The sequence below is a fragment of the Clostridium drakei genome (assembly GCF_000633595.2).
In the GTDB taxonomy this organism is placed as follows: Bacteria; Bacillota; Clostridia; order Clostridiales; family Clostridiaceae; genus Clostridium_AM; species Clostridium_AM drakei.
The window spans coordinates 16,736-40,985 of record NZ_JIBU02000013.1; the positions used below are offsets into that span (position 1 = coordinate 16,736).

Below are 24,250 nucleotides of genomic sequence, written 5' to 3' on the forward strand. Positions count from 1 at the left end.
TATTTCATAGTTTGTGTACCTTTATTATGTCTTTAGAAACATTTAGTTCCTTGCTTAAATATGTTGTAATATTTAAACTTTCTTCATCATTTACGCTATCTTGATTATTAACTACTTTACTACTTGTTCCTATTTTGATTTTTTTAATTTTTTCCACAGTACCTTCTTTTATACCTACATTAATATCTTTTATTTCAACTTTTTCTTTTTCTTTATCATAATTTGCATCTACTTGAACTTTATAACTACTGTCTGGATATTTTTCCTTTAATTTTTTTTCACAGCTATCTTGTAGATTTAATTTAAAAGCTTCCAAAGTACTATTTATACTTTTTTCCTTGTATTTGTTAAAATCATCATTAAATTTACTATTATTATCTATACACTGTACTGCATTACTTGTATAGGTATTTATATCAAAGTTTTTATCAAATAGTTTTATTATAGGATTTATAAAAACTGTAATTAAAATTAATCCTAATACAAATTTTGCATACTTTTTCAAACTATTATTTGGTAGAATCATTTCTACAGCTGTAATAAAAAACACCGCTGTACAAATAGTTATAATCCATGCTTTTAGTGATTGAATCAACTTTTATCACCTTCTTCTAAAGTTTTTTAATTTACACTCCCATCATCACTTTTCCAGCTGATGCAATAATAGCTACCATTATGAAAAACATAACTGAAACACTTATAAGACAAGAGGCTATAAGTATCAAAGAATCACCTGCAGAAGTTATACAATTTACAAGCCTGCTGTCACTAATAGGCTCTATTAAAGCTGCTGTGAGTTTATACATAAATGCCATGATTAAAATTTTTAACACTGGAAAAAGCATTATTATAATGATTATAATTAACCCCAAGCTGCTTAAAGCATTTTTCAATAATATAGAATAGCCAGCTACAGTTGATATAGCATCAGAAAGACTCTTTCCAACAATAGGTACAAAATTATCTACTGCAAACTTTGCCGTCCTAGCTGTAACCTCATCAATAGTTTTAGAAGTAATTCCCCTTATAGTAATTATCCCTATAAAGACTGTCATTATAATTCCTTGTGACCACAATGTGACCTGATTTAATAATTTAGTAAGTTTATCTATTTTATATTCATTGGACATATTATTTACAAATTGAAGTACAAATGCCATACATATTACAGGAATTATTATATTCATAAATAAATTTGCGCTTATTGTTATTGTACCTATAATTACTGGATCCATTACTGCTGCTTCTACAAATCCCCCAACACTTGCAATTAACATTATTAGTACTGGAATAAGTGCTGTCATAAAATCTGTCATTTCCTTTATTGTTGTTCTTGCAATATCTACTCCCATATAAAAACTTTTTGCCATTATTATTATTAAAAGAGAGTAACACGCAAAATATGCTATATTAGATAAATCTTCACTGCTGAATGCCTTTTGAAGATTTGTAAGCAATGCACAAATTAAAGCTATTGCAACTAAAACAGCAAGAAGCTTTAAAGAAGCAATTACTTCTCTAAACAGATAACTACCAGCTGCATTTAAAACCTTTTTAGTTGATATTTTTCCATCGCCTGTTTTTATAAAACTCTTTACATATTCCTTTATATCCACATCTTTTAATACTTCATATTTAGTTTTCATATTGGACATATAATTGTATAATTGTTCAACTTCTTCACTTTGACTTTGATTTTTTAAACTTTCTGAATAATTATTATTTTCAGCTGCTTGTACATTAAAAGACATAGTAAAAATTATAAATAAAACACATATAATTTTCTTCATAATAAACACCTACATAATTTTTAATATTGACTGTAATACAGCCATAAGTATAGGAATTGCCAGTGCTAAAATTAAAATCTTACCGGCAAATTCAACCTTTGTGCCTATATTGCCTTGACCTGCATCTTTGCATATTTCACTGCAAAAGGAAGCAAGATAAGCAATCCCCAATATTTTAAATACAGTAATTAGATATACAAAATCTATATTGGACTTAGCTGATAATTCTTGAATAAACTGCAATATAGACGTAATCTTTGTTATCATAAATAGAAAAATAAGTATTCCTACTGCCATACTTACATATATTGCTAAATCGCTTCTTCTATTTTCAAAAATCATTACTATAAAAAGAGATATAAAGGCAAATGTAACTATCTTTATTATCTCCATAGCTTCCTCCTTTCGTTTTAAACACTGGGTGATTTTGCTTGTTCTTAATATCAAAATTACCCGTTAAAATCCATTTAATCTTTTAACCTCCTAAAGTTGAAACATTGTTCTCACTGTAGTAAATAGTTTATTAACTAAATTTATCACCATCATAAGCACTATTAATATACCAGCCAAATTTGCTACTACAGCATAGTCCCCTTTGCCACTTGACTCCAAAACTTTATCTATAATTATTATTACTATTCCTACACCTGCAATTTTGAATATTAAGCTTATGTCTAGCATTTTTAACCCCTCCCTTTTCAAGTAAAGAATATTTACTAATCTAAATTAGCATTATAACCACCATAGCTCCTAATGAAAATCCTAGGTATCTGCACATCTTTACATTTTTATTCATGGAAATTTCAGAATTTTCAATTTGTTTCTTTAAACTACCAAGTGTTAGTGAAAACATTCTTTTTTCTCCATCTATATCACATTCTCCAAGAGTCTTAGCTAAATCTAGTATTACATTTAAATCTTCCTTATTTAAATTTAAAACTTCTTTTTTATCATTAAAAACTTTACAAAATGCATCATATGCACTATCAACAGCATTAGAAAATAATAAACTTGAAATTTCTTCAAATATGCTTTTTATAGGATATTTGCTCTTTTCAGCTATGTTAGAAATAGCTTCTGGTAACGGAGTAAACGTATAAATCATATCGTTCTGAAGTTGATTAATGCATCTTTGAAGCTCATTAAGTTGTTTTGTCCTCTTTTTAAAACTATCCCCATAATTAAATCCTATTGCCGTGGATGCAATTATTATAATAATACATGCTAAAATCTTTAACATTTTAACGCTCCCATATTTTAGATTTATTTTTAAAATCATATATATATTCAACGGTACCTGCTCCATTATTACTACTCAATACTATTGCTCTTTTAAATACTTGATTTTCTACAATTTCTTTAAAAACTGGTCTCTTATATAAATCTTCTATTCCATATCCATGTATCGTAGTAATTAAATTTACTCCTGAATTTAATGCAAATAAAATACTATCCATATCTTTATATGTTCCAATTTCATCACATACAACAACATCAGGAGACATACTCCTTATTGCCATCATTATTCCTTGACTTTTAGGGCAACTATCTAAAACATCAGTTCTTAATCCTAGCTTTAATTGAGGTATTCCATTGTAACAGGCTCCTATTTCACTTCTTTCATCAATTACACAAACTTTTTTACCTACAAATGTCTTTTGTTTCATTCCATCAGAAATATTTCTTACAATATCTCTTATTAAAGTAGTTTTTCCACATTTAGGAGGAGAAATTACTATTGTATTTATCACATTATTATTTTTAGTGATAAAATTCATTAACGAATCAGAGCATCCTATAACTTCTCTACATATCCTTATATTTAGAGATGCTATATTTTTAATTGTCTTTACCTCATCTTTTTCTATAACACATCTTCCACATATTCCTATCCTATGGCCTCCTCTAATGGTTATATATCCTTTTTTTATTTCTTCTTCAAAGGCATATATGGAATAGTTGCTTATCCTTTGTACAATTGACTTTAAATCTTCCCTATTAGGTATATACTTAAATATCATTTCTTCTTTCCCATTTTCAAATACTAAGGGCTTGTCTGCTCTTATTCTTATCTCTTGAAGCTCTCCTTTCAATGAAGCTTCTGTAATAAAATTCTTTATACTTTCTGGTAAAATATTAAAAATTTCTTTCGTATCTATTTTTCTCATCTCCTTCCTTTATATCTATTTCTATTTTTGTTTATTCAAATTTATTCCATATCGATGTAAAATAATTTTAAAAAAAGACCATATAAATGTTTAATACATTCATATGGTCTTTTTCCTAATTTTATTCATTATATATTTAAGAATTCTTTATGTTGTAATTAAATTATGGCAATTAGGACATGTTATTTTTTCTTTTTGTTTTACTATATCTTTATCAACATAAACGTCATCGCCGCAGTTAGAACATTTCAACTGAATGAAATTATCTCCTTCATCTTCACATAACTCATAGTCATCATCATATATGTCATCCTGTAAACTAGATAGATCTTCATCTATAGCATTTATATAATCTTCCATATCTTTTTGTGATTCAGATATTTCATCAACCTCTTCAGCTATAACTTTCAACACATTGATTATCTCAGTTAGCACTTTTCCTTCCTTAGTAGTGGTATCAATTTCCAGTCCATCTACTAGTCCATTAAGATAAGCTACCTTTGATATAATATCACTCACCATACCACATCCTTAAATTTATTTTGCCATTAGTATTCCTTAAACTCTTTCCATGTATTCTCCAGTTCTAGTATCTATTCTTATCATTTCGCCTTCGTTTACAAATATAGGCACATGAACTACCGCACCTGTTTCAACAGTAGCAGGTTTTAACACATTAGTAGCAGTATTACCTTTAACACCAGGATCTGTCTGTGTTATTTGTAATTCAACAAAGTTTGGAGCTTCTACTGAAAAAGCTTCTCCTTTATAAAATTTGATTATAGCAAACATATTTTCCTTTAAGAATTTAATAGCTTCTTCAACTTTTTCAAAATTTAAAGGAATTTGCTCAAAAGTTTCCTGATCCATGAAGTAATATAATTCTCCATCAGAATATAAATACTGCATTTCTTTTCTTTCTATTACAGCTTCTTGAAGTTTTGCTGTTGGGTTGAAAGTTGTATCAGTAACTCCTCCTGTTATAACATTTCTAAGTTTTGTTCTAACAAAAGCAGCTCCTTTTCCTGGTTTTACATGAAGGAAGTCTATTACAGTATACACTTGTCCATCTTGTTCAAAAGTAGTTCCTTTTCTTAAATCTCCTGCTGATATCATTTATGTATCCCTCCAAAATTTATTAATCATTTTTATATTATAACCCTTTCAGGTAATTATATACGGTTAATCTATGCATATAAGCTTCTTTGTTGACTTTGACAATACCTCTGATCCATTTTCAGTAATTACAAGTAAATCTTCTATTCTGACGCCACCAAATCCTGATATATATATTCCTGGTTCATCTGTAACTACCATTCCTGATTCTAATTTTTGAGTATTTCTATATCCAACTATAGGTGACTCGTGAATTTGTCTTCCGACTCCATGTCCAAGGCTGTGTCCAAAATAATCTCCATAACCCTTTTCAGTTATGTATCCTCTTGCAACTCCATCCACTTCAGTAGCAGATACTCCAGGTTTATAAGCTTTCAAAGCTCTTTCCTGTGCTTCCAATACTATATTATACACTTCTATCATTTTTTCCGAAGGTTCTCCAATAACTATAGTTCTTGTCATATCAGAACAATACCCTTTATAAACACATCCATAGTCAAGAGTCAAAAATTCACCTTTGTTAACTACCTTTTCTGTAGCTTCTCCATGAGGTAAACTTGATCTAACACCAGATGCTACAATTGAAGGAAATGATAAATCTGTAGCTCCTAACTTTTTCATATAAAATTCAAGTTCAAGACCTATCTCTCTTTCTGTCATTCCTGCTTTTATAAATTTAAGCATATGATCAAAAGCTTTATCCGCAATTTCCGCTGCTTTTCTTATTAATTGCAATTCTGATTCATCCTTTACAAGTCTTATTTTTTCAACCATTCCCCCCATAGGAACCAATTCACATTGAACTTTAGACTTATATATATTATAAGTAGCAACTGAAATTATATCCTCTTCAAAGCCAAGCTTTTTAATAGTATTATTTTTAACTAATTCACCTAAAAAGTCTTGAAAAGAAGTACCTTTATTATACTGAAGCACTTCATAATCTTTAACTTGCTGCCTTGCTTGTTCTGTAAATCGTGAATCAGTAATAAAAAATGTTTTATCATTAGTTATTACTGAAAAACTTTCATTTCCTGTAAAACCACTTAAATAATTCCTATTACAATCTCCAACCAAAAGAACAGCATCCATACCTTTTTCAGCCATTAATTTTCTAAGTTCCCCTATTCTCTTTTTAAACATATTAATTCCCCTCTACAATTCAAGCAAATTATAATATATTACTAATTTACCTAATTTTTACAAAATTATTCACTTGTTTTCTTATCATATATCATTTAAATTCCTTCAATATAATAAGCCTTGTGGACAATGTTATTTTATCAAAACTTGTGATTATTTGCAAATACTATTAAATGTTTATATTTGCTTCTTATACATTATTGGATTTAATTCTACTTTGAAAATTTCATATTTATTTCAGCATTTATTTTGTTTTCAGTATCTTTTTCTATAATCAAATTACTTATATCAATAAATCCATTTTTATTTTGTATTTTTTTCAATATATCTTTTGTTTTTTCAACATCCCAATTACTTTCTACTTTAACTGTTGATACCTTATCATCTTTTTTATTATCAATTTCAGTTATTCTTACATCCTGTTGATCCTGCAAGAACTTTATAACATCGCTGTATTGAATTCTATTATAAGTTAGCTGTTTATTTTTTCCTAATTGCTCTAGGTTACTTAACTTTGTATTACATTCAATTCTTTTATTAATTAAAAAATAATTTTTAACTAATAATGTTACAAAAAAGATAAAGCACATAGTTAATATAACTTTATATTTTTCTTCCTTATTCATACTCCAAATCCTTTCCCATTATTTTAGCTGTAACCTTATTTCTGATGAATTATCATCATTCTTGTTTGATAGACTATCATTTTTGTGTAGATCATTAATATATGTTATATTAAACTTATTTGTATCTTCAATCTTTTTTATAAATACTGAAAAATCTACTGGATTTATATTAAATTTGATGTCTATATTTCTTTTTTCTATATTCAAACTTTTAAAATCAATATTTTTATAAATATCTTCTTCAAATTTCAAAAATGTATTTAAAGTTTCAGTATTACTACTATGTAATTTAGCTTTTTTATCAACATTTGCTTTTAATGAAACAATTTTTTCATTAGTTTCATTACTTATAGTATTTACCTTATTTCTATTTATCATTATCATATCTATCAGTATTAAATCTAAAATAAAAAATATAATAGTAAATATCTTTAAAATTTTTAATTTCTTTATTTTTATTTTTTCCAAATACCAATTAGGTAAAAAGCGTCCGCAATTCACTTATATTACCTCCAGCTTATCTTTACATATAGTTCCAAGATCATTACAATTATATTTTTTATAAAGTGTTTTTACTATGTCTTGATATGGTAAATTTAACAAAAATATATTTTTTAAGTTTCCAATCACACCCGTTATTCTACACTTTTCTTTGAACTTATCCATAATTTGTTCAAAATTGTCTATATGAACATCTTGAACCACACTATTAGCAAATATTTTTCCATCTATGCATGCTAAAAGATAAAGTTTATTATCATACAAAAAAGCAAGAATATATTCATGTTCCTTAATTATTTTTTTATAATTATTTAAAATACAAAATTGTATAGGATATACACCTTTTACGTTAGCACCTTTTTCTACACATTTTTCTATAATATTATCTTTATCCCAATTTAAGCAAAATACAATTATCTCCAAGCTCTTACCATTATCTTTAAATACATCATATGTAAACATTATGTTATCTATATCTATACTTTTAAAATGATACCTAAGTTCTGTTTTAATGATAGAATTAAGCTTTCTCTTGCTTACCTTTGGTATTTGTATAAGCTTTACGTATATTTGCTCTCCCTGTACTATAATAAAAATATTTCTGCTGTGAAAATCAATTTTAATATCATCTATACTTTTACCTTTAATACCCAAGTCTTCTTTCCAAGTACCTTCTTTTATTTTACCAATAAGACTTTTACTCATAATATCATTATATATTAATCCTTTTTCATTAATTTGCAATATACCACTTTTCATAATTTTTTCAATTCAGCTCCTTTTTTAAAAAATATTTTAATCTATGCATCTATAAAAAATAAAGTTATTCTCAACTTTATATTGATAATGCTCTTCTTTACAAAATTTATTATTCACATTGTACATAAGTACTAAATAATTATTTGTATCATATTTAATATAAGAGTTATCATATTGAACTATAGAACCCGTCTTAGAACTTAAATAATTCTTTACTTCATCATTTGTTAGAGTTGTAACATCCTTATATAATAATTCATCTAATTCAGTAAGCATATATTCTTTAATTTTTTGAGTAGGATCAACTTTTAATACACTCTTTTCCATATTCAAATTGTTTTGTCTTTTTAGAACTTCTAATTTAAAACAACTTAAAGCTATAAAAATACAAAAACTAACTATAAACATTACATATATTATAATGAACCCTTTTGATCTTCTTCTATTTTTAATGGAAAACATCTTTTATACACATTACCCTTCCTAGTTTCTATAGATACATATAGTACCTGCCTATCTTTTTCAACTTTAAAATCTTTAATATTCTTTAATATATTATTTGTTGTAGAATAATACTTTGAATAATAACTTATTATTATGTCAGAATCCCTGTTTGTCCTTATATAATTAAATCCTCTTCCATCATATCTTCTTATTACAATTACATTATTGTTTTCTGTTTTTACATATCCTTCATTATTTATTTCCTGATAAATTAAGTTAAAAGCCTCATTTATATAAAAAGATTCTCTACTAGAGTTTATTTCCTGTCTATAAACTTTCATATATTTACACATAACAATTGCTTGAACAGATGTTATGATGCCTATTATTGAAACCACTAGCATAAGCTCTATTAGTGTAAATCCTTTTTTTATGCATATTTTATTTTTTATATTTTCCCTTATAGAATTCACACTGCATAATCCTTTCTTTGTTAAGAATTTTAACATACAATTTTAAATTAACTTTATAAACCTTATCCCCATCTATATTCATTACAATATAAGGCTTTTTTTCTGGTTTACCTTTTGTAAACAATCTTCTCAAGTTTTCTCCTTTAAAATTATCCAATTCCTCTGTATTTATTGAGCAATAATATTTTCCTTGATCTTTTAAATTTTGTAAATCATTATAAGTAAAATTATAAATCATGTTATTTTTTATGTACTCCATACCTACCAAATATTTCTTCATACTTTTGTTGTACTTTTCTAAATTTAAAGCGTCTAATTCTGTTCTTAAACATGTAATAAACAAAGTTGAAAATAAGGTAATAGCACATAATACTTCAATGAGAGTAAATCCTTTTTTCTTCTTTAAAATCGACATAAGTAGTTCCTACACTCACAGTTATGCGGTGATTATTCCTCCTATCTTTAAACCTAATAGTACAAGGATCTGTGATCTTACCTGCACTATTTATTTCCATTTTTCTGCCTTTTTTCCCTATAGCTAAAATAAATTTATCAGGTAATTTCATTTTATGAATCTCTTCCAATCCGCAATTTAAAGTTAATTCACTTCTATCTTCATCCAAATATATATATCCTCTAATATCATTATCTCTACAATATTCTCTTGAATTATTGATAAAATTAACCATTACATTTCCAAAGGTCTCACCTTCAATATCATTTTGCAATGTATTTAGACCTGTTAAATTTATAAAGCTGTAACTTAATAATATCGAAATTATTGTAAGAACCAGCATTAATTCTATTAATGTAAATCCTTTTGATTTTAATTTATTTTTAGTCATAATTTTATAAACCTTTATTCATTTTTATTCTTAATAATTTAAATTTACAACTTCCAACTAATTTTTAGGGAATATTTGTTTATCACCATATTTCACTATATATGTACTGTCACTTGCATTTATTTCTACAGAATAATTCTTATCATCACTTATATAAGCAATATTAACGCTTTGATCACTTGCATTACTAACACTAATATTTTTTGCTGAAGTAAGCTGTTGTACAGTAGTTGTTACATCAGTTCCATCAAACTTACTATCATTATTACCATAACTAGCCATGGCTGCAGTTTCTATTTGTTTTGCAGTATTTACAGCCTTAGCATTTCTAGCCTTTTCCTGATATGCTGAAACCTTAGGTACTAAAAAACCCATTAATATTAAAATTATTGTTATAACCAACATAAGTTCTATCAATGTAAAGCCCTTACATTTGTGAAAATTCTTCATATTTTATCCCTCCAAAATCTTTCTATTTTAATTTATTGAATCCATAATATTGAATATTGGAAGAAGAGCTCCTACTACAAACATTCCTATAAAGACAGCTAAAACCAATATTGTTACAGGTTCTATAAAATTTACTATTTTCTTCAAGTTATCTTCAACTGCACATTCAAAAATATTTGATATTTTGAATAAAATAGATTCTATATCACCGCATTCCTCCCCAACATCTATTAAATTTAGAAAAGTTGAATCTCCTATACCTTGTTTTTTGAAAGAAAAATAAATACTCTCCCCTTTTTTTATGTCCTCTATAGAATTAATTATCTTATTTTCTAAAACTTTATTTTGTACTGTACTTAAACATATATTTAATGATTTTATTATTGGAATACCAGAAGAAATAAGTATGGCCAAAGATTTACTGAACTGATGAAGTAAAAATTTGCTATAAATACTACCTATAACAGGTAACCTTATCTTCAAACTATCAAAGTACTCTTTTCCTTTATGAGTTCTACTAAATTTATATAAAATAAAAATAGTTGTAATTAATATTAAATTTATAATAAAAAATTTATCCTTTAAAAAAACAAAAATCCATAAAATTGTAGATGTTAAGATTGGAATACTTCCTCCTGAGTTAGAAAGAATAAACATAAATTCTGGGACTATTTTCATCATTAAGAATATGATTACTACTATAGATGTAATTAAAACCATTATTGGATATGATATTGCAGATTTTATTTTATTAAATATTTTATACCTTTTATCATAATATTCTGATAAATATTTAAATACTATTTCCAATTTTCCTGATTCTTCACCAACTTTAATCATTTCTATCATAAATAAAGGATATATATGAGAAAATTTTTTTATACTTTCATATAGTGCTTCTCCTCTTTCAATACTTTTCTGTACTTGATGCATACTTTCGGTTATTACTGATTTTCTATTTTGGGTACATACTATATTAAAAATTTCTGATATTGAAAGTCCTGATTCTATCATTTGGCCTAAATTATTGCATAAGATACTTATATCTTGTAAATTTACTCTTTGAATAAACAATTTGTTTAATAGCTTTTTATTAATTCTATACTTCAATAAGAAGTACCCTTTTTCTCTAAGCATATTGCTTAAATCTTCTACACTTTCAGTTTTATATTTTCCTTTAATTTTATTTCCATCTATGTTTATAGCTCTATAACTAATAAATATACTATTCTCCCCCTTTGCCTTTTAAAGATTTTTTCTTATAAGCTCATCATAGGTTGTTATTCCATTTTTTATAAGCTCTATACAATTGTCTTTTATTGACGTTATATATTTATTTAAGTTATACTTATCAATATGTTCAATATATTTCTTATTAACAACATTAATATCTTTTAATACTTTAAAGTTTACTATTTCATAGACTACCGTTCTATCTTTATATCCAGTACCTCTACACTTATAACAACCTATTCCATGATATAATTTGTCATCAGAATTTAAATTCAAATACTTTTTTTCAGCTTCTGATGCATAATAAGACTTTCCACAGTATGGACAAATCTTTCTTACTAATCTTTGCGATATAACTCCAATTAAAGCATCTTCTATAAAATATGAAGGTATTCCCATTTCTAAAAGTCTAAGTATGGATTCAACAGCACTATTCGTATGTAAAGTACTCAAAACTAAATGCCCCGTTATTGCTGCTCTTATAGCTATATGTGCAGTTTCCTCATCTCTTATTTCTCCAACCATTATCACATCTGGATCCTGCCTAAGTATACTTTTAAGTCCTTGTGCAAAGCTAAGTCCTACTTTATTATTTACTTTAACTTGATTTATATTATCCATAATACACTCTACAGGGTCTTCTATACTTGTAATATTTTTTTCATTTTTATTTAAAGTATCAAGCATAGAATATAATGTAGTGGATTTTCCACTTCCAGTTGGTCCAGTTATTAGAATTATTCCGTGAGAATTTTTTAGCATGTTTTTTATAGCTTCAACATCATTTTTTAAAAATCCTAAAGAATCTAATACTTTTATATCCTCAGATTTATACAATATTCTTATTACTATTTTTTCTCCTAATATAGTAGGAAGAGTAGAAATTCTAAAATCATAATTTTTATTTTCATACACATACTTAATTTTGCCATCTTGAGGTATCCTTTTTTCTGAAATATCCATAGAAGCCATTATTTTAAATCTTGTACACACAAGTGGATATATATCCTTAGGTATTCTTGTAAAACTACTTATAATACCATCTATTCTGAATCTTACTAAAACATCCCTTTGAAATGGTTCTAAATGTATGTCACTAGCTTTTTCAGATATAGCCATATTTATTATAGAATTAATAATTTTAACTACTGGTGCTTCTTGTAAACTTTCATCATTTGTAAATTCATATCCATTTTTTGCATTGTAAATTTTTTTTTCTGTTTTAATAATTTTTATAGCCTTCTCTACACTGCACTTACAATAATAAGCATTTATTGCATCTACTATTTTATTCTTATCTCCGCGAAAAAATTTTACTTCCCTATTGCTTATAAACTTCAACTCATCCTTCAATAAAAGGTCTGGATTTTCATTAATTACAATATATAAACATTGATTCTGCTCTTTAATCGCTATTAAACAATTTTCTCTAGCAATATTTTCTGGTATTTTCTTTACCATTTCATCTTCAATGTTTATACTTTCTAAATCAATATACTCTAACTTTTCACTACTCATAATTAAATTATTTTTAAGCCTCCATTTATCATATTATTATTTGAAATTATAACCAATTGAGTTGTTTTTAAACACAAATAAGGCATATGATTAAATCATATGCTTCTTATTTTACACTACTATAAACACTATAATTACCTTGCTCTGTAGATATTAAATTTACAGAGTTCTCTTTTTCATTATACATATAAACATCTTTTTTGATGTTTTGTTCTAAACTTTCTATACCACAAAAATATACATTATCATTATTATCTATTGCTAATCCTGATGACACATCCAAATTTTTAGGAAAATCATAAGTAAGTCTTTTTAGAGTTAAATTTTTATAAGAAAACACATATAATGCATTTGTTTGACCGCCTTCAGTTCCTAAAATAAAGACTTCTTCATTGTTATAATTTGTAATAGTTTTATATATTTCTGTTAAGTTAACAGCTATACTTTTAGCAACTTTAGTTTTTATGTCATAATAATATAACTGTTCACCGTCTCCCTTGCTGTTTAAAATTAAAGTACCATTTTTCATAGGAGTAAAATATACACAATTTCCATTTATACCATCTAAATAGACTTCCTCTTTATCCTTACTAAAATCATAAATATATATCTTCTGTGAATTTTTTTCCCCTTCTATACTTCCATAATAGACTATTTTATTTTCATCTATCCATTCATAAAGTTTACCTGATACCAAAACTTTTGATTTTAATTTTAAATATTTATTATTTTTTATATCATATACTTTCATTCCCTCTGCACTACTTAATGAATTGCTTTTAAAAGTTCTAAAAGCCAATTTATTTCCATTACTGTTTAGTTTTAAATCCAATGCGGAATAAAAATCTTTCAATTGAAGTTTTTTTCCTAATGAATTTATATCTATAATATTTTTATTAGAATTTTCACCATTTGGCATACTTATAGAGTGTACATAAACTGAATTTTTAACAGCATAAGCCATATCGATAACATTACCTGTAGTACTGCCAACATTCGCCAGAGCTTTATCATCTATTTTGAAAGCATTAAAGTTACCATTATTATTTTCCAATACAGTAACTTCTGAATAGTTGGGTACATTATTTTCTTCCACCTTTTGCTCTTTCTTTATGCCACATGAAACAAAAGTTAAGCTTGTTAAAAATGTAATAATTAAAATTACAGATTTTAAAAAAGATTTCATTTACAATTCATATTCCCCTTTAAAAGAAACTACTGCAGGACCCGTCATAAAAATTCCATTTTTCTTTATCTCTATGAAGAGCTTTCCACCTGGTACTTGAACTTCTACACTTTCACTAGTAAGTGTTAATCTGTTGGCAGCTATAACAGAAGCACAGCTTCCTGTACCACAAGCTAAAGTAGGACCTGCTCCTCTTTCCCAGGTTTTTACTTTAACTTTATTGCTACTTACTACTTCACAAAAATTAACATTTGTACCATCTGGAAAGAATTCAGATTTTTCTATAGCCTTTCCTTCCTCTATATTATAATCTTCAAGTTTTCCAAATATAATTGTATGAGGAACTCCCATAAGCATGCTTGTTATATTATACTCTTTCTTTTCTACTTTTATTCTCTTATTTACAACTTCTTCATTAAACCTTGCAGGTATTTTTTCCACTTCAAAGGAAGGTATACCCATATTAATAGTTACTTCCTTTATACTACCATTTTCTAAATGTAAAATAGCTTCTTTTACACCATCACCTGTTTCTATAGTTATAGATTCTCCCTTTACTATTTTTTCATCCCACACATATTTAGCAAAACATCTTATACCATTTCCACACATAGAAGCATAAGAACCATCTGCATTCATTATAATCATTTTTATTTGTGCAATATCACTGTTTCTCACTAATAATATTCCATCTGCACCTATAGCAAATTTTCTATCACAAAGTTTTTTAGCTAATTCTCCTTCTTTACCTAAAAAACTATTTTTTCTATCATCTATTACTATAAAATCATTTCCTGTTCCTTGCATTTTCGTAAACTTCACTATAATTATCCACCTTTCTTATAATAAAATGACTTGTGATTTTAATATATTCTTAATAAATGAATAAACTTCAAAATAAGTTTACTACTAGAAAGTAAATTTAGCAATAATATATTAAAAACTTGTTTTATTAACATTTTGTATCATTTGCAAAGCATTGAATTTTCATAGTTTGTTTATTATACAAACCTTTATTTTAAAATTTCAAAATGATATAATACTATAGATATATGTGAGTATATATATAATTAACTACTTTAATTTGTAGAGAGGATGATAACATATGGCCTTAGATGGTATTTTTATACATAGTGTAATAGATGAATTAAAAAAATATTTATTAAATGGTAGAGTAGAAAAGGTAAATCAACCTGAAAAAGATGAAATAATTTTATCTATAAAAAATCAAAGAAAAACTTACAAACTATTAATAAGCGCTAGTTCTGTTTATCCTAAAATCCATCTTACCCAATTATCCAAAACTAATCCTATGCAGCCTCCATTATTCTGCATGGTTTTGAGAAAGCATATAAATACTGGAAGATTAATAAACATAAGACAATTAGATACAGATAGGATAATCTTTCTAGACTTTGAAAGCAGTGATGAATTAGGATTTAACAGTATTTATACTTTGGTTATAGAAATTATGGGAAGACACAGTAACATAACATTAGTTCGTGACAGAGATCAATTTATTATGGACAGTATAAAACATATTACACCAGAAATAAACACTGTAAGATTTTTATATCCTGGCATTAAATATGTACTGCCTCCTAATTCTACAAAACTAAATCCTTTTAATTATACTATAGATGAATTTAAAGATTTTATAGAAAAAAATAATGTAAAATATGAAAAAAGCTTTTTTTCTAAAGTATTTACAGGAGTTAGTTCTCAATTTTCTAGTGAGATTTTTTACGAATTTGTTAATGAAAATAGAGAGTTTTCTGAAGCAAATTTATCTAGTATATATGATTTAACTAAAAGAGTTTTTCATAGTATAAAACAAGACAATTACTATTTTGCATCTTATTCATTAAATGGAGTAGTGAAGGATTTCTACTGTGAAAATTTATACTCGCTTAAAGAATATACACAAAAAAATTATTCTTCTCCTTCAACACTTTTAGAAGAATTTTATTTTTCAAAAGATAAACATGATAGACTAAACAGCAAAAGTTCTGATTTGCAAAAGCTCATAAATGTAAATTTAGAAAGATGCTATAAAAAAATAAATATACTAGAAAATTCCCTTAATGAATGCCAAAACAAGGATACATATAAAATATACGGAGAAATTTTAACAGCTAATATCTATAGTCTTAAAAAAGGAGATAAAGTTGCAAAACTTCAAAACTATTACGATGAAAATATGGATTATGTAGACATTAAGCTAGATGTTAATAAAACTCCTTCTCAAAATATTCAGAAATATTTTAAAAAATATAACAAACTCAAAAAAACTGAAGAAGCTTCTAAAATACAATTGGAACTCACAAAAAAAGATGTAGATTATTTACAATCTGTATTAACTAATATAAAGAACTCAGAAGATTATGAAAGTATAGAAGAAATTAAAAGGGAACTAATGGAAACTGGATACCTCAAATTTAAGAAAAATCACAGTAACAAAAAAGTGAAGCCTTTAAAGCCTATGAAGTTTGTATCTAGTGATGGCATTGAAATATATGTAGGAAAAAATAATTTTCAAAATGATTACCTAACATTAAAATTTGCAGACAAAAGAGACATGTGGATGCATACTAAAAATATTCCTGGTTCACATGTAATAATAAAAAACTTTGGAAATATACCCGATAAAACTTTAGAAGAAGCTGCTAAGTTAGCTGCTTTCTATAGTAAATCTAAAGATTCTACAAAAGTAGCTGTGGATTACACTGAAGTTAAAAATGTGCATAAACCTAATGGTTCAAAGCCAGGAATGGTAATCTACTATACTAATAAAACTATTTTTATAGATCCTGAAAAACCATCTATACAGCAACTACAATAAGTCCATAAGATAAAAAATGCGAAGCTTTGCTTCGCATTTTACTTATTTCGTTGCATTAAATTTTTTATCATTTTCTGGTTTTGCTCCAAAATACTGATAGTAATAACATTTTATTCTTCCATTATAAAGCTTTCTATTTTTATTAGCTTTTAATCCAAAGTGTGTTTCAAATTCTGGATGAGAAGTTATTACAAAGTAAGACCAATCGTTTAAATTTTGAAAAACTTCACCCATTTGCTTATAAAGTTGTTCTATTTGTTTTTCATTTCCTAATCTTTCTCCATATGGAGGATTACATATTATAAATCCATACCTTTTTTTTGAGCTAAACTCCTGTACTGGAATTTTTTGAAAAGCTATGCAATCTGCCACTCCAGCTTTCTCAGCATTTTGTCTAGCTATTCTAATTACACTACCATCTATATCTGAAGCTAATATTTTAACTTCACTCTTGTTTATAGCATTTCGAGCAAACTTTCTATTTTCTTCCCATATATTTTTAGGAATTATGTCCCAATTTTCAGAAACAAAACTTCTATTTAATCCAGGTGCTATATTTTTGCCTATAAGAGCAGCTTCAATTGCTATAGTACCTGATCCACACATAGGATCTGCAAGCATCCTAGAAGGTTCCCACTTACTTAAAAGCACTAAAGCTGCTGCTAATGTTTCCTTCATAGGTGCTCCACCTGCAAGCGCTCTGTAGCCTCTTTTATGAAGTCCAGCACCAGATGTATCTACTGTCAATGTAACTATATCTTTAAGAATTCCAACTTCTATTTTATATTCGGTACCATCTTCACTAAACCATTCCGTGTTATATTCTCTTTTCATAGCTTCTATTACTGCTTTTTTAACTATAGATTGACAATCTGGAACACTAAATAGTGCAGATTTCACAGACTTACCAACTACGTGCATAAAAGCATCCTTTGGCATAAGTTTTCCCCAATCTACTGCTAAGGTACCTTGAAATAACTCTTCGAAGCTTTGAGCTTTGAATTCTGACATTTTTATTAATACTCTATCTGCAGTTCTAAGCCACATATTGCAAGTTACTATATCACGCTCATCACCTTCAAAAGTTACTTTTCCATTCTCAACTTTTAAATCATAATATCCAAGTTCTTTTAATTCATTTGCTACTATAGCTTCTAATCCAAAAGTTGCTGTAGCAATTAGTGTATAATTCATATTGTTCCTCCAAGTATAATTAAATTTATCACCTATCTTGTAAAACTAAATTCATGTCAAACATAATTATACTCATAATTAGTAATTTTTTAAAGGATTATTTAATTGCTAGTTTAATTCCATGACATAATCCTTGTGCTAGTTTATTTTGATATTCATCTGAGCACAATAATTTATCTTCTTGAGCATTAGATAAAAATCCCATTTCTACTAAAACTACAGGCACCTTTGACCAGTTAAATCCTGTCATATCATTTCTTTGTACAACGCCTCTATCATTCATACCAACTTCACTTACTAAAGCATTTAAAATTGTCTTTCCATAATACATACTTTTTTCACTTATATTTCTAGTATCTTCATTTATAGGTTCAGGAACCAGCATTGATGCTCCACTAACTTTACTGCTATCACTTGAATCAGCATGTATTCTTATAACTAAATCTGCATTTTCCTTATTTCCTATTTCTGCTCTTTCCACATTACCTAAACTCTCAGAAATTTTTGTTTTAGTCATTTTTACTATATATCCTTCTGATTCTAGTAAAGCTTTTAGTTTCATTGATACACTCATATTCACACTATATTCTGGAGTTTTAGTAACTACACCTTCAGCCCCTCCACCATCCTTTATTTTCATTTCTGAAGAACCAGGTGCTAAAGGCTCCTTTTCTAAATTTGATCTATCAGCATGACCAGGATCTATTACTATTATCTTTTTCTTTAACTCTGAAGAATTATTTACAACTGAAGCAGTTTTAGTTTTTTCAGCGCTATTACTTGCAGTTGTACTATTATTGTCATTTGATTTATCTTGCTTAGTACTTACTTTATTTTCTACTGGTGCAGTTGCACTTTTACTTTTAACTGCAACATGAGATTTATATACAAAAAATCCGGCTATTGAAACTCCTACAACTAATAGCAATCCAACTACAAAGCCTACATTTTTTTTCATTATGTTATCATCTCCTAAAAAAATCATACCAGGTAACTGTAAATTAATACAGTACCTGGTATATATTATACAGCTTTACTTGACTTAGATTCTAAATCAGTTTTCAAATCATCTTGTACTTCAACCTTTTCAGTCGCACTTACCTCAGGCAATATTAAGTTTAATACAATTCCTACTAAAGTAGCTAATGCTACACCTGCTATTTCTACATCTGCTCCATTAAATTTAAATTTAACAGCAGCTCCACCTATTCCTATTACTATAATAACTGATGCTAGCAATAGGTTTTTCTTTTTGCCAAAATCAATTTTATCTTCAACAAATACTCTAAATCCTGATGAAGCTATTATCCCAAAGAGTAATATACTTACGCCACCAATAACTGGAAGTGGCATATTTTCAATTATAGCAGCTACAGGTCCTATAAAAGAAAGCATTATTGCTATTATTGCAGCTCCCCCAATTACCCAAACACTATATACTCTTGTTATAGCCATAACTCCTATATTTTCTCCATAAGTTGTGTTTGGAGGTCCTCCAACAAGTCCTGCAAATATAGTAGCTACACCATCACCTAAAATTGATCTATGAAGACCTGGTTCTTTAGTAAAATCTCTTCCAACTACATTATTAGTAACATATACATGCCCTATATGTTCTGCTAAAGTTACAAATGATACAGGAGCCATAAGCATCATGGCATTTAAATTAAACTTAGGTGTCATAAAAGGAGGCATTCTAAATACCTTAGCACTAGCTATTGCCTCTACAGCTTTATGAGGTATGATTCCTAAACATAATGCTGCTATATATCCTACTACTATAGCTACAAGCACTGGTATTACTCCTAAGAATCCTTTAAAATACATACTTCCAATTATCCCTACACCTAATGTGATCATAGATACTGTGATCCATGCCCATCTTGGTACACTTTGTAATGATGCATCTGTATAAGCCGAGTTTAAGCCTGCCCAATTTATAGCAGTTGATGCTAATCCTAAACCTATTACTATAACTATAGATCCTACAACTACTGGCGGCAACGCTTTATTAAGCCAGTTAACTCCACAAAACTTAATTATAATTGATACTATAATATAGACCATTCCTGCCGCTAAAACACCTGAAAGCATAGCTTCGGGGCCATAGTTTTTAGAAGCTACCATCATAGGTGCTATAAACGCAAAGGATGAACCTATATATGCTGGAAGCTTAGCTTTAGTACAAACTATATAAAGAAGTGTACCTACCCCACTGCAGAAAAGAGCAATAGATGGACTCATTCCTGTAAGAATAGGAACAAGTATGGTAGCTCCAACCATAGCAAAAAGGTGTTGAAAACTCAATGGAATAGTAACTCCTATAGGCAATTTTTCTTCTACATCTACAATATTTTTCATTTAAACTCTCCTTTTTTTAGCCTCACTGGACTAGTTTAAAAATATAATTTATTTAATTTTTATAATTCATCAATCTTTACAATATCAGCTCCATCTATTTCAGAAATCTGAACTGATACTACCTCGTTTCTAGAAGTAGGTATATTTTTCCCCACATAGTCAGATCTTATTGGAAGTTCTCTATGTCCTCTATCTATTAATACAGCAAGTTGTATCAATTCAGGCCTTCCAGCATGTATAACAGCATCAATAGCCGCTCTGACTGTTCTTCCTGTATATATTACATCATCTACTAATATTACTTTCTTACCTTCTACATCAATTAAATCCGTATCTTTTAATTTAGGTTGATCATACAACTTACTTAAATCATCTCTATAAAGAGTAATATCAACAGTTTCTACAGGAATTTTTACTCCTTCAATCTCCTCAATTATTTTTGAGATTCTTTGAGCTATAGGATATCCTCTTCTTTTAATACCTACAAAAATAATATTCTCTACTCCTTTGTTTTTTTCTATTATTTCATGAGATATTCTAGTTAAAGTTCTTTTTATGCCTTTATCATCTAAAACAACTGCTTTAGTTTTCACAAAAATCCCCCCTATTTACATAATAAAAAAACTCATGACGAAGATCATGAGCATAATTATACACATACAGCTTTTGCCTTATGACCTCACAGGATCTTCTTAAAGGTACACTATTAATTTTTTTATACATCTTAATTATGATAACATAATACCTTTTTTATTTCAATTCATTTCTTAAAACATTTAGCACTTTTTTGAAGTAATCTGGTATATCAGACATAAATTCAATGTATTCATTAGTGCTAGGATGTATAAAACCTAACTTTTTAGCATGAAGCATTTGTCCATTCAAGTTAAATCTTTGTTTTTTATAACCATAAACAGGATCTCCAACTAAGGGGTGTCCTATATAAGCCATGTGCACTCTTATCTGATGTGTTCTTCCAGTTTCCAATACACATTCTACAAGAGTATTATTTTTAAATCTCTCCAATACCTTATAGTGAGTTACTGCTTTTTTACCATCCTTAATCACAGATATCTTTATTCTTTCTACAGGATGCCTTCCTAATGGTTTATCTATGATACCATCATCTTCTTTTAAAATACCTTCAACTAATGCTGTATAGGCTCTAGTCATAGAATGATCCTTAAGTTGCTCTGCTAACTTGTTATGAGATTTATCATTTTTAGCAACTACTAATATACCTGAAGTATCTTTATCTATTCTATGCACTATCCCAGGTCTTGTTACTCCATTTATTCCAGATAGATCACTGCAATGATTTAAAAGAGCATTAACTAATGTACCAGTATAAACTCCTGAAGCTGGATGAACCACCATACCCTGTGGCTTATTCACCACAATCACATCACTATCTTCATAAACTATATCTAATGGTATATCCTCAGGTTCTATATCCAATCCAACGGGATCAGGTATAGTAATAAGTACTTTATCTTTTATCTTCAACTTGTAATTGCTCTTTTTTAAAATTCCATTTACTTTTACCTGTGACTTCTCTATAAGTCCTTGTATGTAAGATCTAGATTTATCTTCCATTCTTTCTGATAAGAATAAATCCAACCTAGCATTCACTGAATTTTCATCTATAATAAATTCTCTAGTTTCCATACTTACTTATCTTCCTTTATTAAATAAATTGCTAATAAAAAGGTTCCTGTTACTACTAAAACATCAGCCACATTAAAGGTAGGAAAATAATATACATCTTTATAATGTAAAGTTAAAAAATCTACTACATACTTATAATAGGTTCTATCGATTAAATTTCCTATAGCTCCACTTATTATAAGCGCCAAACTTATTCTCAATAATTTTGAAGCTGGTCTATATTTTATAATATAATAAATTATACCTGCCATAACAAAAAATGTAACTAAACTTAAAAAAACTACCTTATCCTGCAAAATACCAAAGGCAGCTCCTCTATTTTCTAAATAAAAAAGTACAAAAAAGTCTTTTATAACAACTATTCCGGAGGTATTTGATAACTCTTTAAGAGCCCATAACTTTGTAATTCTGTCCAATATCAATCCCAAAATTATTATTATTAATTCCATTTACATCCCCCTTTTAAAGCTTAGGAAAAGTTAACAAGAAATTTCTTGTTAACTTTTACATTTCAATTACTATGGTAATTGATTCTTATACTGTTCATTGCTTATTCTTTCTATTGGTTCCACATAATCCTCATCTTCATCACTATATACATCTATTACATTTTTTATTCTGTTAAATCTTCCTACAGCTTGATAACTATCTTCTGCATCAAAGCCTACTTCATCTCTGCGGTCGTTATATCCATATCCAAAAGGATAACCAGGTTCTTGTTTTTCTATAGGCGTATTTTTTTTCTCCTCTGAATAAGAATTACTAATCCATTTTTGACATTCTACACAATGATCTGTATAAGGAATAAATTCTAATCTTTCTTCTTTTATATCCTTACCACATATACTGCATTTCCCATAGGTACCTTTATCTATGTTTGAAAGTGAATTCTCTATCTTTTTTATAATAGATAACTCATTACCTTTAAAGGCTATTCCTCTTTCCTTATCAAAAATTTCAGTAGCAATATCTGAAGGATGATTATCATAAAAAGACAACTCTGTAGATAGTTCAGCATTAGAATTAATAGTTTCATTTTCCTCCATTTGCTTTAATAAACTATATACTCTCTTTTTTTCTGATTCTAATTTTTTTCTAAAATGTTCCAATCTCTCATTATTCATAACCCCAGAACTCCTTTCTTATTGTAGAGTAAAAACAACCTATTTTTATTTTTACTAAAAATATTTTATTTATTCTGCAGTTATGGAATAATTATGGAATCAAATTAAGTTATATATTCATAAGCATGCTCTTCAAAATATCTGTTGAGTTTTTTATAGCTATTGGTGCAAACTTTTCATAATCCATATGAGCTCCATTATTAGCATTGTCAGATATGGATCTTATAACTACAAAAGGTATATTATTTAAATAGCATACCTGTGCAATACTTCCGCCTTCCATTTCACAAGCTAGTGCCTCAAATTTTTCATTCAACCACTTTATCTTCTGTGTATCAGAAATAAATTGATCTCCTGTTACTATTCTTCCAATAAAGCTATTGCTCTTTTCAATATCTTTGCAAGCTGCTTTAGCTTTGTATACAAGATTTATATCACATTTAAAATCAAAGCTATCCAATCTTGGAATTTGACCTACTGGATCTCCAAAAGCTGAAGCATCCATATCATGTTGAACAAGATTATTAGCTATAACTATATCACCTGGATATACATCTTTTCCAATGCCTCCTGCTATACCAACATTTATTACCTTATCAACTTGAAAATCATCTATCAATATTTGAGTGCATATAGCTGCATTTACTTTACCAATACCACTTCTAACAACAACTACTTGTTGATTGTAAATTTTTCCTGAATTAAAAAGCATATTGGCTTTTATTTCTTTTCTATCTAATTTCATTTCCTTTAACAAAATTTCTAGTTCTTCATCCATAGCTCCGATTATTCCTATTACCATATTTTTA

At 27.7% G+C, this 24,250-nt stretch carries 30 protein-coding genes; 1 reads left to right on the forward strand and 29 read right to left on the reverse strand.

What is annotated here, in order from left to right; translation table 11 throughout:
* Positions 1-4: 4 nt before the first annotated feature.
* From spoIIIAF to dapF, 21 genes are all read right to left on the reverse strand, one after another.
* Positions 5-595, reverse strand: coding sequence for a stage III sporulation protein AF (gene spoIIIAF / locus EG57_RS0207300; RefSeq protein ID WP_032076594.1), 591 nt, complete (start codon positions 593-595; stop codon positions 5-7).
* A gap of 31 nt (positions 596-626) precedes the next feature.
* The gene (spoIIIAE, locus tag EG57_RS0207305; RefSeq protein WP_032076595.1) at positions 627-1,790 is read right to left on the reverse strand and encodes a stage III sporulation protein AE; all 1,164 of its coding nucleotides are present in this window, start codon (positions 1,788-1,790) and stop codon (positions 627-629) included.
* A 9-nt stretch (positions 1,791-1,799) separates the two neighbouring features.
* A complete protein-coding gene (gene spoIIIAD / locus EG57_RS0207310; protein WP_029160990.1) occupies positions 1,800-2,183 on the reverse strand; it encodes a stage III sporulation protein AD in 384 nt (127 codons plus the stop codon).
* A gap of 90 nt (positions 2,184-2,273) precedes the next feature.
* Complete coding sequence (gene spoIIIAC / locus EG57_RS0207315) at positions 2,274-2,471, reverse strand: stage III sporulation protein AC (protein ID WP_007060027.1); 198 nt, start codon at positions 2,469-2,471, stop codon at positions 2,274-2,276.
* A gap of 40 nt (positions 2,472-2,511) precedes the next feature.
* A complete protein-coding gene (gene spoIIIAB, locus EG57_RS0207320) occupies positions 2,512-3,030 on the reverse strand; it encodes a stage III sporulation protein SpoIIIAB (RefSeq protein WP_029160991.1) in 519 nt (172 codons plus the stop codon).
* A gap of 1 nt (position 3,031) precedes the next feature.
* Positions 3,032-3,958, reverse strand: a complete 927-nt coding sequence (spoIIIAA, locus tag EG57_RS0207325) for a stage III sporulation protein AA (RefSeq protein ID WP_032076596.1) — start codon at positions 3,956-3,958, stop codon at positions 3,032-3,034.
* Between the two features lie 147 nt (positions 3,959-4,105).
* Complete coding sequence (locus tag EG57_RS0207330) at positions 4,106-4,477, reverse strand: CD1247 N-terminal domain-containing protein (RefSeq protein ID WP_032076597.1); 372 nt, start codon at positions 4,475-4,477, stop codon at positions 4,106-4,108.
* A 39-nt stretch (positions 4,478-4,516) separates the two neighbouring features.
* On the reverse strand, positions 4,517-5,074 hold the full coding sequence (gene efp / locus EG57_RS0207335; protein WP_029160994.1) for an elongation factor P: 558 nt from the start codon (positions 5,072-5,074) through the stop codon (positions 4,517-4,519).
* Positions 5,075-5,140: 66 nt separating this feature from the next.
* The gene (locus EG57_RS0207340) at positions 5,141-6,217 is read right to left on the reverse strand and encodes a M24 family metallopeptidase (RefSeq protein WP_032076598.1); all 1,077 of its coding nucleotides are present in this window, start codon (positions 6,215-6,217) and stop codon (positions 5,141-5,143) included.
* Positions 6,218-6,429: 212 nt separating this feature from the next.
* Positions 6,430-6,843: a hypothetical protein gene (locus EG57_RS0207345; protein WP_032076599.1), complete on the reverse strand. Its 414-nt coding sequence runs from the start codon at positions 6,841-6,843 to the stop codon at positions 6,430-6,432.
* An 18-nt stretch (positions 6,844-6,861) separates the two neighbouring features.
* Positions 6,862-7,344: a hypothetical protein gene (locus EG57_RS0207350; RefSeq protein ID WP_032076600.1), complete on the reverse strand. Its 483-nt coding sequence runs from the start codon at positions 7,342-7,344 to the stop codon at positions 6,862-6,864.
* Complete coding sequence (locus EG57_RS0207355; RefSeq protein ID WP_032076601.1) at positions 7,345-8,103, reverse strand: hypothetical protein; 759 nt, start codon at positions 8,101-8,103, stop codon at positions 7,345-7,347.
* Between the two features lie 36 nt (positions 8,104-8,139).
* The gene (locus EG57_RS0207360) at positions 8,140-8,565 is read right to left on the reverse strand and encodes a hypothetical protein (RefSeq protein WP_032076602.1); all 426 of its coding nucleotides are present in this window, start codon (positions 8,563-8,565) and stop codon (positions 8,140-8,142) included.
* On the reverse strand, positions 8,520-9,020 hold the full coding sequence (locus EG57_RS0207365) for a type II secretion system protein (RefSeq protein WP_032076603.1): 501 nt from the start codon (positions 9,018-9,020) through the stop codon (positions 8,520-8,522). Before EG57_RS0207365 ends, EG57_RS0207360 begins: the two co-directional genes overlap by 46 nt.
* The gene (locus tag EG57_RS0207370) at positions 8,989-9,435 is read right to left on the reverse strand and encodes a prepilin-type N-terminal cleavage/methylation domain-containing protein (RefSeq protein WP_032076604.1); all 447 of its coding nucleotides are present in this window, start codon (positions 9,433-9,435) and stop codon (positions 8,989-8,991) included. The genes EG57_RS0207365 and EG57_RS0207370 overlap by 32 nt, the downstream gene beginning before the upstream one ends.
* Positions 9,395-9,865 (reverse strand): pilus assembly FimT family protein, encoded by a 471-nt coding sequence (locus EG57_RS0207375; protein ID WP_032076605.1) that lies wholly within the window; start codon positions 9,863-9,865, stop codon positions 9,395-9,397. Before EG57_RS0207375 ends, EG57_RS0207370 begins: the two co-directional genes overlap by 41 nt.
* Before the next feature lie 57 nt (positions 9,866-9,922).
* Positions 9,923-10,315 (reverse strand): prepilin-type N-terminal cleavage/methylation domain-containing protein, encoded by a 393-nt coding sequence (locus EG57_RS0207380; RefSeq protein ID WP_032076606.1) that lies wholly within the window; start codon positions 10,313-10,315, stop codon positions 9,923-9,925.
* Between the two features lie 27 nt (positions 10,316-10,342).
* Positions 10,343-11,452: a type II secretion system F family protein gene (locus EG57_RS0207385; RefSeq protein ID WP_032076607.1), complete on the reverse strand. Its 1,110-nt coding sequence runs from the start codon at positions 11,450-11,452 to the stop codon at positions 10,343-10,345.
* A gap of 108 nt (positions 11,453-11,560) precedes the next feature.
* Entirely contained in the window at positions 11,561-13,066 is a 1,506-nt protein-coding gene (locus EG57_RS0207390; RefSeq protein ID WP_032076608.1) for a GspE/PulE family protein, read from the reverse strand.
* Between the two features lie 106 nt (positions 13,067-13,172).
* Complete coding sequence (locus tag EG57_RS0207395; protein WP_032076609.1) at positions 13,173-14,252, reverse strand: hypothetical protein; 1,080 nt, start codon at positions 14,250-14,252, stop codon at positions 13,173-13,175.
* On the reverse strand, positions 14,253-15,074 hold the full coding sequence (gene dapF, locus EG57_RS0207400; protein WP_032076610.1) for a diaminopimelate epimerase: 822 nt from the start codon (positions 15,072-15,074) through the stop codon (positions 14,253-14,255). It abuts the gene before it with no gap.
* A 283-nt stretch (positions 15,075-15,357) separates the two neighbouring features.
* On the opposite strand from dapF, the gene EG57_RS0207405 reads away from it, so the two are divergent.
* Complete coding sequence (locus tag EG57_RS0207405) at positions 15,358-17,094, forward strand: Rqc2 family fibronectin-binding protein (RefSeq protein WP_032076611.1); 1,737 nt, start codon at positions 15,358-15,360, stop codon at positions 17,092-17,094.
* A gap of 42 nt (positions 17,095-17,136) precedes the next feature.
* Here EG57_RS0207405 and EG57_RS0207410 read toward each other — a convergent pair whose 3' ends face one another.
* The 8 genes from EG57_RS0207410 to EG57_RS0207445 all read right to left on the reverse strand — a co-directional run bounded on the left by EG57_RS0207410 (position 17,137) and on the right by EG57_RS0207445 (position 24,243).
* A complete protein-coding gene (locus EG57_RS0207410; RefSeq protein ID WP_032076612.1) occupies positions 17,137-18,288 on the reverse strand; it encodes a THUMP domain-containing class I SAM-dependent RNA methyltransferase in 1,152 nt (383 codons plus the stop codon).
* A 97-nt stretch (positions 18,289-18,385) separates the two neighbouring features.
* On the reverse strand, positions 18,386-19,246 hold the full coding sequence (locus EG57_RS0207415; RefSeq protein ID WP_032076613.1) for an N-acetylmuramoyl-L-alanine amidase family protein: 861 nt from the start codon (positions 19,244-19,246) through the stop codon (positions 18,386-18,388).
* Positions 19,247-19,311: 65 nt separating this feature from the next.
* A complete protein-coding gene (gene uraA, locus EG57_RS0207420) occupies positions 19,312-20,649 on the reverse strand; it encodes a uracil permease (RefSeq protein ID WP_032076614.1) in 1,338 nt (445 codons plus the stop codon).
* Between the two features lie 59 nt (positions 20,650-20,708).
* Entirely contained in the window at positions 20,709-21,242 is a 534-nt protein-coding gene (pyrR, locus tag EG57_RS0207425; RefSeq protein ID WP_029161012.1) for a bifunctional pyr operon transcriptional regulator/uracil phosphoribosyltransferase PyrR, read from the reverse strand.
* A gap of 157 nt (positions 21,243-21,399) precedes the next feature.
* The gene (locus EG57_RS0207430; protein ID WP_032076615.1) at positions 21,400-22,317 is read right to left on the reverse strand and encodes an RluA family pseudouridine synthase; all 918 of its coding nucleotides are present in this window, start codon (positions 22,315-22,317) and stop codon (positions 21,400-21,402) included.
* Positions 22,318-22,319: 2 nt separating this feature from the next.
* A complete protein-coding gene (lspA, locus tag EG57_RS0207435) occupies positions 22,320-22,766 on the reverse strand; it encodes a signal peptidase II (protein ID WP_032076616.1) in 447 nt (148 codons plus the stop codon).
* 69 nt (positions 22,767-22,835) lie between these two features.
* A complete protein-coding gene (locus EG57_RS0207440) occupies positions 22,836-23,441 on the reverse strand; it encodes a TraR/DksA C4-type zinc finger protein (RefSeq protein ID WP_029161015.1) in 606 nt (201 codons plus the stop codon).
* Between the two features lie 109 nt (positions 23,442-23,550).
* Positions 23,551-24,243, reverse strand: coding sequence for a 5'-methylthioadenosine/adenosylhomocysteine nucleosidase (locus tag EG57_RS0207445; protein WP_032076617.1), 693 nt, complete (start codon positions 24,241-24,243; stop codon positions 23,551-23,553).
* Between the last annotated feature and the right edge of the window lie 7 nt (positions 24,244-24,250).